Raw genomic sequence first — 11,660 nt, 5'->3', positions numbered from 1 at the left:
GGGTCAGGTGATCTGACGCTGGCGCCTGACCACACCTATCTGCAAGCCGAACGGGCGAAGTACCGCATTCATTGATTTGAGGGTAGGGTTCCCCTCGCCCCGTTCGTTCAGTCGTTCTGAACGCTAAAAATATGCATTAAAATGCACATTTTTGACAATTATCTTCCATTATACGCAATCTAATGCATAAAAAAGGGGAGCATCCGCTCCCCAGAGGTAAACCGCTAGTTAAACGAAGGTTTCCATCAACCTTCGATCTCGATCAGGATCTCGCCCGGCGTCACGCGGTCGCCCTTGGCCACGTGGATGGCCACGACCTTGCCGGCGATGGCCGCCTGCACTTCGGTCTCCATCTTCATGGCTTCGGTGATCAGCACGGCCTGGCCGGCCTTGACCATGTCACCTTCCTTGACCAGTACATCGACGATGTTGCCTGGCATGGTGGTGCTGACGTGGCCTGGGTCGGTGGCTTGCTTGCGCTTGCTGCCGCCACCGCCGACGAACTCGTTGAGCGGCTCGAACACCACTTCTTCCGGCATGCCGTCAATCGACAGGTAGAAGTGACGCTTGCCCTCTGCCTTGACGCCCACACCGGTGATGTCGACGCGATAGGTTTCGCCGTGCACGTCGATGACGAACTCGGTCGGTACGCCTTCGCCGCCGGGTGCGGCGATGGCCCCGGCTTCAGGGATCGGCAAGAGGGCTTCCGGGGTCAGGGTGCCGGCTTCGCGTTCCTCAAGGAACTTGCGCCCGATGTCCGGGAACATGGCGAAGGTCAACACGTCTTCTTCGCAGCGGGCCAAGGCGCCGATGTCGCCACGCAGCTTGGTCATTTCTGGCTTGAGCAGGTCGGCCGGGCGCACGTCGATTACTTCTTCGCTGCCGATCGCCTGGCGGCGCAGTTGTTCGTTGACCACGCCTGGGGCCTTGCCATAACCGCCTTGCAGGTACAGCTTCACCTCGTTGGTGATGGTCTTGTAGCGCTCGCCGGCCAACACGTTGAAGAACGCCTGGGTGCCGACGATCTGCGAGGTCGGGGTTACCAGCGGTGGGAAGCCGAGGTCTTCACGCACGCGCGGGATTTCCGCCAGCACTTCGTTCATGCGGTTGAGGGCACCCTGCTCCTTGAGCTGGTTGGCCAGGTTGGAAATCATGCCGCCCGGTACCTGGTTGACCTGTACTCGGGTATCCACCGCTGTGAATTCGCTTTCGAACTGGTGGTACTTCTTGCGCACGGCGTAGAAGTACAGGCCGATTTCCTGCAGCAGTTCCAGGTCCAGGCCGGTGTCGAACTCGCTGCCCTTGAGCGCGGCGACCATCGACTCGGTGCCCGGGTGGCTGGTGCCCCAGGCGAAGCTGGAGATTGCCGTATCGATATGATCGGCGCCGTTTTCCACGGCCTTGAGCTGGCACATGGCAGCCAGGCCAGCGGTGTCGTGGGAGTGGATGAACACCGGCAGCGACTGCTCGGCTTTCAGCGCCTTGACCAGCTCGCCCGTGGCATACGGGGTCAGCAGGCCGGCCATGTCCTTGATCGCCACCGAGTCGCAACCCATGGCTTCCATCTGCTTGGCCTGGTTAACGAAGGCTTCGATGGTGTGCACCGGGCTGGTGGTGTAGGCGATGGTGCCCTGGGCGTGCTTGCCGGCGGCCTTGACCGCTTCAATGGCCACGCGCAGGTTACGCACATCGTTCATCGCGTCGAAAACACGGAAGACGTCGATGCCGTTTACCGCAGCCTTGGCGACAAAGGCCTTGACCACGTCATCGCTGTAGTGGCGGTAGCCCAGCAGGTTCTGGCCGCGCAACAGCATTTGCAGGCGGGTGTTGGGCAGTGCGGCGCGCAGTTTGCGCAGGCGCTCCCACGGGTCTTCCTTGAGGAAGCGCACGCAGGCATCGAAGGTGGCGCCACCCCAGACTTCCAGCGACCAGTAGCCGACCTTGTCGAGCTTGTCGCAGATCGGCAGCATGTCTTCGGTACGCATGCGGGTGGCCAGCAGGGACTGGTGGGCGTCGCGCAGGATCGTGTCGGTTACGTGAATTTTCTTGGACATTGTTATCTCCTCATAGCGGCAAGCTTCAAGCTACAAGCGCCAAGAAAAGCTGGTCTGCTTTTACTTGTAGCTTGCCGCTTACAGCTTGCAGCTGAATTCATAGGCCTGCGTGGGCGGCGATGGCGGCGGCGATGGCCAGGGCCAGCTCTTCGGGTTTGCGCTTGATCGAGTAGTTGGTCAGTTCAGGGTGGCTTTCGACGAAGCTGGTGTTGAACTGGCCGCTACGGAATTCCGGGTTGCGCAGGATTTCCTGGTAATACGCAGCAGTGGTCTTCACCCCCTGCACGCGCATGTCGTCCAGGGCACGCAGGCCGCGGTCCATGGCTTCTTCCCAGGTCAACGCCCAGACCACCAGCTTCAGGCACATGGAGTCATAGAAGGGCGGAATGGTATAGCCGGTGTAGATCGCCGTGTCGGTGCGCACGCCTGGACCGCCGGGTGCGTAATAGCGGGTGATCTTGCCGAAGCTGGGCAGGAAGTTGTTCTTCGGGTCTTCAGCGTTGATACGGAACTGCAGCGCGTAGCCGCGGTGCTGGATGTCTTCCTGCTTGACCGACAGCGGCAGGCCCGAAGCGATGCGGATCTGCTCGCGAACGATGTCCAGGCCGGTGATTTCTTCGGTGATGGTGTGCTCCACCTGCACCCGGGTGTTCATCTCCATGAAGTACACCTCGCCATCGGCGAGCAAGAACTCCACGGTACCGGCGTTTTCGTAATTCACGGCCTTGGCTGCACGCACCGCGAGGTCGCCGATGTAGGCGCGCTGCTCGGGAGTCAGCTGAGGGCTCGGGGCAATCTCGATGAGCTTCTGGTTGCGGCGCTGGATCGAGCAATCGCGCTCGAACAGGTGCACCACGCTGCCGAAGCTGTCACCCAGGATCTGCGCCTCGATGTGCTTGGGGTTGACGATGCACTTTTCCAGAAACACTTCCGCAGAGCCAAAAGCCTTGGTGGCCTCGGAGATCACGCGGGGGAAGTTCTGTTCCAGTTCTTCACGGCTGTTGCAACGGCGAATGCCGCGGCCGCCACCGCCGGAAGTGGCCTTGAGCATCACCGGATAGCCGATGCGGTCACCTTCGCTCAGGGCTTCATGGATATCGGCAACGTTGCCTTCGGTGCCCGGTGTCACCGGTACGCCGGCCTTGATCATGGCGCGGCGCGCTTCGGTCTTGTCGCCCATGCGGCGAATGACTTCGGCAGCCGGGCCGATGAACTTGATCCCGCGCTCGGCGCAGATCTCTGCCAGTTCAGCGTTTTCCGACAAGAAACCGTAACCTGGGTGCAGGGCATCACAACCGGTTTCGACAGCGAGGTTCACCAGCTTGCGCGGGTTCAGGTAACCGGCCAGTGGCTCGGCTCCGATGCTGTGGGCCTCGTCAGCGCGCTTGACGTGCAGCGCATGACGGTCGGCGTCGGAATAGATCGCTACCGAGCGTATGCCCATCTCGGCGCAGGCACGCACGATGCGGACTGCGATTTCACCTCGGTTGGCGATCAGGATTTTTTTTATCACTGGAGTCTTCCCAAAGCCGTAGGAACAGTCGAGCCGGTTCTACCGGTCGGCGCGTGACCAGACGTTGCTGGCCAGTCGCACATTCACCCTAGCGCTGTAGGTCGATAAACAAAAATCAATATTTGTTAGGGTCAGTATTAGCAAAAGCTTATAGTGCCGTAACAAGGTTTTGCCGGAGCCGCGACAAAAATGCGTAAGTCCTTGATGCGTATGACTTTGCGTCAATTGCAGATCTTCAATGAGGTGTGCGATTTACGCTCCTACAGCCGTGCGGCCGAGGAAATGGCGCTCACGCAACCCGCCGTTAGTCTACAGATTCGCCAGCTCGAAGAGCTTATCGGCCAGCCGCTGTTCGAGTACGTCGGCAAGAAGCTTTACCTGACCGAGGCAGCCGAAGCCCTGCAACGTGCCAGCCGGGATATCTTTGGCCGCCTGGAAAGCCTCGACATGCAGCTGTCGGACATGCAGGGCTCACTGCAAGGGCAGTTGAAACTGGCGATCGAGTCCAGTGCCAAGTACTTCGTGCCACACCTGTTCGCCGCCTTCAAGCAGCGCCACCCGGAGGTCAACCTGACACTCACGGTGGTCAACCGCGCCCAGGCGATCCGGCGCCTTTCGGACAACCGTGACGATTTGATCATCATGTCGATGGTGCCGCAGGACATGGGGCTGGAATTCCTGCCGTTTCTGAACAATCCGATCGTCGCCGTGGCCCCGCCGGATCATCCGCTGTGCAAGCTCGACCACCTGCGCCTGCAAGACCTTGAGCCTCATACGCTGCTGGTCCGCGAACAAGGTTCGGGTACGCGCAAGGCTTGTGAGGAATACTTCAAGGACAAACGCGTGCACTTCACCCAGACCCTCGAAGTGGCATCGGCAGATGCCCAGCGCGAATGCGTGATCGCCGGCTTGGGCATTGCCCTGCTCACCCGCCATGCCTTGAACATGGAGCTGGCTGCGGGCGTGCTCAAAGAGTTGCCGGTGGAGGAACTGCCGCTGTACCGCAGTTGGTGCGTGGTACAGGCCAAGGCCAAGCGGCAGTCGCCGGTGGCCCTGGCATTCTTGGCGTTCATCCGCAGCGAACGGGTGCTGATCAGCGCGATTGTTGAGCGTTTTTCGGGGAAGATGCTGCCGAAGTCTGCCACACCGTGAGCGCTTGCAGCTCAGGGTAGTCAACCAAGTCACGGAGCAATTGACGCTGGTCGCAGTAGCTTTCGATAGCGCGGCGATACTCCATCCGGCGCTGATCCTTTTCCTGCTGCTTGCGAGCCTTGGCGTTGGGTTGGTACGTACCGTCGAAGTCACGAGCCATTGCCTGTCTCCCAGTTAGGATGCGGGAGTTTCAGACTGGCTTCGGGAGTTTACGGTTTTGCGCCAGGGCGGTTACAAAATGGTGAATTTTGCCTGCCTGCGCAGGCGATGAGGCCCGCGCAGACGCCGCAAGTCAATCGTCGGTGGCTTTGATCGACTTGGGCGATAGGCGCAGGCTGCGCAAGCTGCGCTTCACGCTCTTGAGGTGGTTGACCAGGCTCGGTCCACGCGCCATGGCAACACCCATGGCCAGCACATCGATCACCACCAGGTGGGCGATACGCGAGGTCAGCGGCGTATAGATTTCGGTGTCTTCATGCACATCGATGGCCAGGTTGACGGTCGAAAGCTCGGCCAAGGGGGTGGCGCTCGGGCACAGGGTAATCAGGTTGGCGCCACTCTCACGCACCAGGTTGGCGGTAATCAGCAGGTCTTTGGAACGGCCCGACTGGGAGATGCACACCGCCACGTCGCCCGGCTTCAAGGTGACCGCCGACATGGCCTGCATGTGCGGGTCGGAATAGGCCGCCGCGCTGAGCAGCAGGCGGAAGAACTTGTGCTGGGCATCGGCAGCCACCGCGCCCGATGCGCCAAAGCCATAAAACTCTACCCGCTGCGCCTGGGCCATGGCGCTCACGGCCTGCTGCAGCGCTTGTGGGTCGAGGTGCTCGCGCACCTCCATCAGCGTATGCAAGGTAGTGTCGAAGATCTTCAGGCTGTAATCGGCTACCGAGTCGTCTTCATGGATCGCGAACTGCCCAAAGCTGGCCCCGGCGGCCAGGCTTTGCGCGAGTTTCAGCTTGAGGTCCTGAAAGCCTGAACAGCCAATCGCCCGGCAGAAACGTACGATGGTCGGTTCACTGATACCCACGTTGTGCGCCAGGTCGGCCATCGAGCTGTGCATGACGGCAGCCGGGTCTAGCAGCACGTGGTCGGCTACTTTCAGTTCCGATTTGCGCAGCAGGTGGCGCGATTGGGCGATATGTTGCAACAGATTCACGGGCTGGACTCGGTTATGATCGGCTGGCCGGGATGTAGCTTTCTTGTAGTTATACTACATGGGCGCCAACCCGCCCAGTTAAACGAACGTGGAGAGTGGTGGTTTGACTATTCCTTGCGACATTCTGGTCTTCGGTGGCACCGGCGATCTGGCCTTGCACAAATTGCTCCCGGCGCTCTATCACCTGTTTCGCGAGGCTCGTCTGAACAACGCGGTGCGGATCATCGCCCTGGCGCGGCGCAACCTGCCACGTAACGACTACCTGAAGCTCGCCGAGCGCCACTGCCGGGCGCAGATCGCGCGCAACGACTTCGACGAAGAGGTCTGGCAACGGTTCTCCGCCCGGCTCGACTACTTCCCGATGGACGCCTCGCAGAGTGCCGATTTCGGCCGGGTGGCTCGCTACCTCGGCGAGCCCGGCGGGCTGACCCGCATCTTCTACCTGGCCACCGCCCCCAACCTGTTCGTGCCCATCGCCAACCACCTGCGCATCGCCGGCCTGGCCGACCCCGAAGCCCGTATCGTGCTGGAAAAGCCGATCGGCCATTCACTGGCGTCCGCCACAGCCATCAACGAGGCGATCGGAGCGGTGTTCGAAGAAGCCCAGGTGTTCCGTATCGACCACTACCTGGGCAAGGAGACGGTGCAGAACCTGATGGCCCTGCGCTTCGCCAACGCCCTGCTGGAGCCAGTATGGCGTAACAGCCAGGTCGACCACGTACAGATCAGCGTCTGCGAAACCCTGGGTGTTGAGAACCGCGGCGGCTACTACGACCGCGCCGGCGCGACCCGCGACATGCTGCAGAACCACCTGCTGCAGTTGCTGTGCCTGGTGGCCATGGAGCCGCCGGCGCAGTTCGAGGCCGAGGCCGTGCGCGACGAGAAAGTGAAGATTCTGCGGGCGCTCAAGCCGATCTGCGGCCAGGACGTGCAGGACAAGACCGTGCGCGGGCAGTACGGTGCCGGGCACATCGGCGGCCAGGAAGTACCCGCTTACTATTTCGAGAAGGACGTGGACAACGACAGCGACACCGAAACCTTCGTGGCCGTGCACGCTCACGTCGATAACTGGCGCTGGGCCGGGGTGCCGTTCTACCTGCGCACCGGCAAGCGCATGGCGCGCCGCTCGTCGCAGATCGTCATTCAGTTCAAGCCCGTGCCGCATGAGCTGTTCAACGGCGGCCAGGTCAACCAGCTGCTGATTCAGCTACAGCCGCAAGAGCGCATCAGCCTGCGCATGATGACCAAGAGCCCAGGCAAGGGCATGCGCCTGGAGCCGGTCGACCTGGACCTGAACCTGGCCCAGGTATTCGGCCAGACCCGCCGCTGGGAAGCCTATGAGCGCCTGCTGCTGGACGTGCTGGAAGGTGATTCGACGCTGTTCATGCGCCGCGATGAAGTCGAAGCGGCCTGGGCCTGGATAGACCCGATCATCAAAGGCTGGGAAGAGCACTTTCAGGCCCCGCGCCATTACGCCGCCGGTAGTAACGGGCCGGAGCAGGCCAACAGCCTGCTGGCCAGGCACGGCAGCCATTGGCATGGCTGAAAGCCTGCCCGATCCCATTACCCCTTTGGAGCAGAGACAGTAGCGCTGCGCCTGCTGGCGCACACCTCAAACTGCAAAGGGATCCATCATGAGCAAAATCGAAAACCTCTATGCGTACAACAGCGAAGTGCCAGGCGAACCGGTCTGCTTCGAAGTTCAGGGAACGGTGACCGTTGCTCACCCAGGCATCGAACCCGTTCTGGTGGCGCCCAAGATTCGCCACAAAGGTGGCTGGGAAGTGCTTCAGCTGAAACTGGAGGACAAGGGGGGCATCAACCCGCAGGTCCTGACCCAGAAGCCGGTATTCTTCAGGCGCGAAGGCGGGACTTCGTGGAAGCGGCTGGAGATCATTCACGCCGAAGGTTCGCAAATGGTCGAGATCGGCCACCGGGTAGCAATCAACTGAGTCTGGCAGGGTGCTGTAGGCCAATCCGGATGAGCGACAGCACGTAAAGGTGGAAATTCATACAGTAGGCGTTTGCCCCGTAACCAGCCTGCCCCTAGAATGGCCGGATGCGCACAGACGACCTCTCCCTCCTGCTGAACTCCCTCAATGACGCCCAACGCCAGGCCGTAGCCGCCTCGCTTGGGCGTCAACTGGTGCTTGCCGGCGCCGGTTCCGGTAAAACCCGCGTGCTGGTGCACCGCATCGCCTGGCTGATCCAGGTCGAGCAGGCCTCGCCGCATTCGATCTTGTCGGTGACCTTCACCAACAAGGCCGCGGCAGAAATGCGCCAGCGCATCGAGCAGTTGCTGGGGATAAACCCGGCCGGCATGTGGGTGGGCACGTTCCACGGCCTGGCCCATCGCTTGCTGCGGGCTCACTGGCAGGAAGCCCGGCTGGTGCAGAACTTCCAGATTCTCGACAGCGACGACCAGCAGCGCCTGGTCAAGCGGGTGATGCGCGAGCTCGGTCTGGATGAACAAAAGTGGCCGGCACGCCAGGCTCAATGGTTCATCAACGGCCAGAAAGACGAAGGCTTGCGCCCTCAGCATATCCAGCCCGGCGGTGACCTGTTCCTGTCGACCATGCGCGATGTCTATACCGCCTACGAACAGGCCTGCGAACGCGCTGGGGTCATCGACTTCTCCGAACTGCTGCTGCGCGCCCTCGACCTGTGGCGCGATCACCCCGGGCTGCTGGAGCACTATCAGCGCCGCTTCAGCCATGTGCTGGTGGATGAGTTCCAGGACACCAACGCCGTGCAGTACGCCTGGTTGCGCCTACTCGCGCGCGGCGGCCAGAGCCTGATGGCGGTGGGCGACGATGACCAGTCGATCTATGGCTGGCGCGGCGCCAAGATCGAGAACATCCACCAGTACACAGCCGACTTCCCAGACGCCGAAATGATCCGCCTGGAGCAGAACTACCGCTCCACCGGCGGCATCCTCAAGGCGGCCAACGCCCTGATCGCCAACAACAGCGGGCGCCTGGGCAAAGAACTGTGGACCGACATGGGCGAAGGCGAGCCGCTGACCCTGTACGCGGCCTACAACGAACACGATGAAGCGCGCTATGTGGTAGAAACCATCGAGAGCCTGGTCAAGCAAGGCAATGCGCGCAACGAAATCGCTATTCTGTATCGTTCCAACGCCCAGTCGCGGGTGCTGGAAGAAGCCCTGTTGCGCGAACGCATCCCCTACCGCATCTATGGCGGCCAGCGCTTCTTCGAACGTGCCGAAATCAAGAACGCCATGGCCTACCTGCGCCTGCTCGAAGGCCGTGGCAACGACGCGGCGCTGGAGCGGGTAATCAACGTGCCGCCGCGCGGTATCGGCGAAAAAACCGTCGAAGCCATTCGCGATCACGCCCGCCACAGCCAGCTGTCGATGTGGGAAGCCATGTGCCAGCTGCTCGCCGCCAAGGCCCTCAAGGGCCGTGCTGCCAGTGCGTTGGGTGCCTTCATAGAACTGATCGAGGGGTTGGCCGCCAAGGTCGTGGACATGCCGCTGCATACCATGACCCAGACCACCATCGAACAGTCCGGCCTGATCATCTATCACCAGGAAGAAAAGGGTGAAAAGGGCCAGGCACGGGTGGAAAACCTTGAGGAACTGGTCAGCGCAGCGCGCAACTTCGAGGCCGGCGACGAAGACGCCGACCTCTCGCCGCTCTCGGCCTTCCTCGGCCACGCCTCGCTCGAAGCGGGCGACGCCCAGGCCGATGAACATGAAGACAGCATCCAGCTGATGACCTTGCACAGCGCCAAAGGCCTGGAATTCCCCTATGTGTTCCTGGTGGGCATGGAAGAAGGGCTGTTCCCGCACAAGATGAGCCTGGAAGAGCCTGGCCGCCTGGAAGAGGAACGCCGCCTGGCCTATGTGGGCATTACCCGTGCCATGCGCCAGCTGGTCATGACCTATGCCGAAACACGTCGCCTGTATGGCAGCGAGACCTACAATAAAGTGTCGCGTTTCGTACGCGAGATTCCGCCAGGTCTGGTTCAGGAAGTGCGCTTGTCCAACAGTGTCAGCCGCCCGTTCGGCGGCGCAAAGGTCGCCACCAGCAACCTGTTCGCCAATGCCAATATTCCGCAGACCGCCTTCAACCTCGGCCAGCGCGTGCAACATGCGGTGTTTGGCGAGGGGGTGATACTCAACTTCGAGGGCTCTGGCGCCCAGGCACGGGTACAGGTGAACTTTGCCGAAGGCAGCAAGTGGCTGATGCTGGGGTATGCCAAGCTGGAGGCCATCTGAGGCTGTACGCGGGCAGCCCCGCGTACAGGCGGTTACAGGCACGCTTGTAACATTCAGGCAAAAGCTCGAAACATTATGTCGCTGGTCATGTGCCCGGGAACCTGTGCACCATGACGCGCGTGCAATCCACAACAGGGGATATCCCACTTATGCAACGTTTTCTTAGCATCGCTCTGGCGCTCTGCGTCGGCTTGACGCTGAGCCTGGACGCCAGCGCCAAGCGTTTCGGCGGCGGCAAGAGCTCGGGCTCCGCGCCTATTCACCAGACCCGCCAGGCCACGCCAACCACGCCTGCCGCCGCGCCGACCGCACCTGGCCGTGCGCCGGCCGCCGCCAGCGGTGCTTCGCGCTGGCTGGGCCCACTGGCCGGCCTCGCCGCCGGTGGCCTGCTGGCCTCCATGTTCATGGGGGACGGCTTCCAAGGCATGCAGATCATGGACTTCCTGATCATGGGCCTGATCGCGTTTCTGGTGTTCCGCTTCATTGCCGCGCGTCGCCGCCAGCAGCAGCCGCAAATGGCCGCACCTGGCCATGCGCCGTTCCAGCGTGAAGCTCACGGCCAGCCTGCCCAGCCGTCGGTCTTCGGTGGTTCGGCCGCACCTGCTGCCGCAGCCGCTCCGGTGATCAAAGCGCCGGCCTGGTTCAATGAGCAGAGCTTCCTGGCCGCCGCGCAAAGCCACTTCCAGTCGCTGCAGCAGCACTGGGATGCCAACGAGATGGACAAGATCGCCGAGTTCGTCACGCCGCAGATGCTCGAGTTCCTCAAGCGCGAGCGCGCCGAGTTGGGTGATGGCTTCCAGGCTACCTACATCGACAACCTCGAAGTACAGCTGGATGGTGTCGATGATCGCGCCGACCGTACCGACGCCACTCTGACCTTCCGTGGCGTGTCGAAGACCTCGCGCTTCGACCAGGGCGAAGTGTTCAGCGAAAGCTGGCACATGGTTCGCGCCCAGGGCGAGAACCAGCCTTGGCTGGTCGCCGGTATCCGTCAAAACGGTTAACCGACACGCGTTGTACAAAAACCCCGGGCTCTGTCCCGGGGTTTTTGCTTTTGCCACAGCGGCCTACTAGGGTATAACGCGCAGCGTTGTCATCAAGGTCAGAGGAAGTGAACCGTGGAAGAAGTGATCGAACAACTCCGTGAAGCCAATGAGCCGGTACCGGTGCCCTTGGAGCTTCCCGATGAAGATCAGCTGGTGGAAGTCGAAGAACAGCTGTTCATCAACATTCCCTTTGTGTTCAAGGAGTTCCTGCTGACCGTCAGTGATGTGGTCTACGGCTCGCTCGAACCGGTCACGATCACCGACCCGCAATCGCATACCTACCTGCCGGACGTTGCATCCAATGCCTGGGATGCTGGCGTGCCACGCGACCTGATCCCGATTTGCCAGGACGGTGATAACTATTACTGCGTCGAGGAAGACGGCACGGTAGTGCTGTGGGATGCCGAAGACGAGATCGTGGGTGAAGACAGCTGGGAATCGGTGTGGCACTGGGCGCGGGACGTGTGGCTGGAAAGCTGATCGCGCGCCTACA

Annotated in this window: 10 protein-coding genes and 1 pseudogene; 6 read left to right on the top strand and 5 right to left on the bottom strand. The window is 61.5% G+C overall.

Going from position 1 to position 11,660, the window contains the following annotated elements; all coding sequences use genetic code 11:
• Positions 1-3: 3 nt before the first annotated feature.
• The 3 genes and pseudogenes from HU770_RS27055 to HU770_RS11770 form a co-directional block, all read right to left on the bottom strand.
• A pseudogene (locus HU770_RS27055) lies at positions 4-105 on the bottom strand (transcriptional regulator); the annotation flags it as partial.
• A gap of 140 nt (positions 106-245) precedes the next feature.
• Positions 246-2,054 (bottom strand): sodium-extruding oxaloacetate decarboxylase subunit alpha, encoded by a 1,809-nt coding sequence (gene oadA, locus HU770_RS11775; protein ID WP_033702401.1) that lies wholly within the window; start codon positions 2,052-2,054, stop codon positions 246-248.
• 97 nt (positions 2,055-2,151) lie between these two features.
• Complete coding sequence (locus HU770_RS11770; RefSeq protein ID WP_033702402.1) at positions 2,152-3,567, bottom strand: acetyl-CoA carboxylase biotin carboxylase subunit; 1,416 nt, start codon at positions 3,565-3,567, stop codon at positions 2,152-2,154.
• Positions 3,568-3,756: 189 nt separating this feature from the next.
• On the opposite strand from HU770_RS11770, the gene HU770_RS11765 reads away from it, so the two are divergent.
• On the top strand, positions 3,757-4,719 hold the full coding sequence (locus HU770_RS11765; RefSeq protein WP_033702403.1) for a LysR family transcriptional regulator: 963 nt from the start codon (positions 3,757-3,759) through the stop codon (positions 4,717-4,719).
• On the opposite strand, the gene HU770_RS27050 is transcribed toward HU770_RS11765, so the two are convergent.
• Positions 4,661-4,879 (bottom strand): hypothetical protein, encoded by a 219-nt coding sequence (locus HU770_RS27050; protein WP_077068708.1) that lies wholly within the window; start codon positions 4,877-4,879, stop codon positions 4,661-4,663. The genes HU770_RS11765 and HU770_RS27050 overlap by 59 nt on opposite strands.
• Before the next feature lie 132 nt (positions 4,880-5,011).
• The gene (gene hexR, locus HU770_RS11760) at positions 5,012-5,878 is read right to left on the bottom strand and encodes a transcriptional regulator HexR (RefSeq protein WP_027592102.1); all 867 of its coding nucleotides are present in this window, start codon (positions 5,876-5,878) and stop codon (positions 5,012-5,014) included.
• Positions 5,879-5,981: 103 nt separating this feature from the next.
• Between hexR and zwf the strand changes: the two genes are divergently transcribed.
• From zwf to HU770_RS11735, 5 genes are all read left to right on the top strand, one after another.
• Entirely contained in the window at positions 5,982-7,424 is a 1,443-nt protein-coding gene (gene zwf, locus HU770_RS11755) for a glucose-6-phosphate dehydrogenase (protein ID WP_186663709.1), read from the top strand.
• Between the two features lie 88 nt (positions 7,425-7,512).
• Positions 7,513-7,830, top strand: a complete 318-nt coding sequence (locus HU770_RS11750) for a hypothetical protein (protein WP_186655559.1) — start codon at positions 7,513-7,515, stop codon at positions 7,828-7,830.
• Between the two features lie 107 nt (positions 7,831-7,937).
• Positions 7,938-10,121: a DNA helicase II gene (uvrD, locus tag HU770_RS11745; RefSeq protein WP_186663708.1), complete on the top strand. Its 2,184-nt coding sequence runs from the start codon at positions 7,938-7,940 to the stop codon at positions 10,119-10,121.
• Between the two features lie 149 nt (positions 10,122-10,270).
• Positions 10,271-11,125: a TIM44-like domain-containing protein gene (locus tag HU770_RS11740; RefSeq protein ID WP_033702407.1), complete on the top strand. Its 855-nt coding sequence runs from the start codon at positions 10,271-10,273 to the stop codon at positions 11,123-11,125.
• Between the two features lie 114 nt (positions 11,126-11,239).
• The gene (locus HU770_RS11735; protein WP_033702408.1) at positions 11,240-11,647 is read left to right on the top strand and encodes an SMI1/KNR4 family protein; all 408 of its coding nucleotides are present in this window, start codon (positions 11,240-11,242) and stop codon (positions 11,645-11,647) included.
• The last annotated feature ends 13 nt before the right edge of the window (positions 11,648-11,660 follow it).

The organism is Pseudomonas sp. SWRI68 (genome assembly GCF_014269165.1).
Lineage (GTDB): Bacteria > Pseudomonadota > Gammaproteobacteria > Pseudomonadales > Pseudomonadaceae > Aquipseudomonas > Aquipseudomonas capeferrum.
Note: the sequence above shows the minus strand (reverse complement) of the source record. Positions and strands in the feature narration are given on the sequence as shown.

What these genes read in the sequence shown, in the direction of transcription:
- oadA (WP_033702401.1), bottom strand. Translation starts at nt 2,054, where the DNA reads ATGTCCAAGAAAATTCACGTAACCGACACGATCCTGCGCGACGCCCAC.
- HU770_RS11765 (WP_033702403.1), top strand. Translation starts at nt 3,757, where the DNA reads ATGCGTAAGTCCTTGATGCGTATGACTTTGCGTCAATTGCAGATCTTC.
- HU770_RS27050 (WP_077068708.1), bottom strand. Translation starts at nt 4,879, where the DNA reads ATGGCTCGTGACTTCGACGGTACGTACCAACCCAACGCCAAGGCTCGC.
- HU770_RS11750 (WP_186655559.1), top strand. Translation starts at nt 7,513, where the DNA reads ATGAGCAAAATCGAAAACCTCTATGCGTACAACAGCGAAGTGCCAGGC.
- uvrD (WP_186663708.1), top strand. Translation starts at nt 7,938, where the DNA reads ATGCGCACAGACGACCTCTCCCTCCTGCTGAACTCCCTCAATGACGCC.
- HU770_RS11740 (WP_033702407.1), top strand. Translation starts at nt 10,271, where the DNA reads ATGCAACGTTTTCTTAGCATCGCTCTGGCGCTCTGCGTCGGCTTGACG.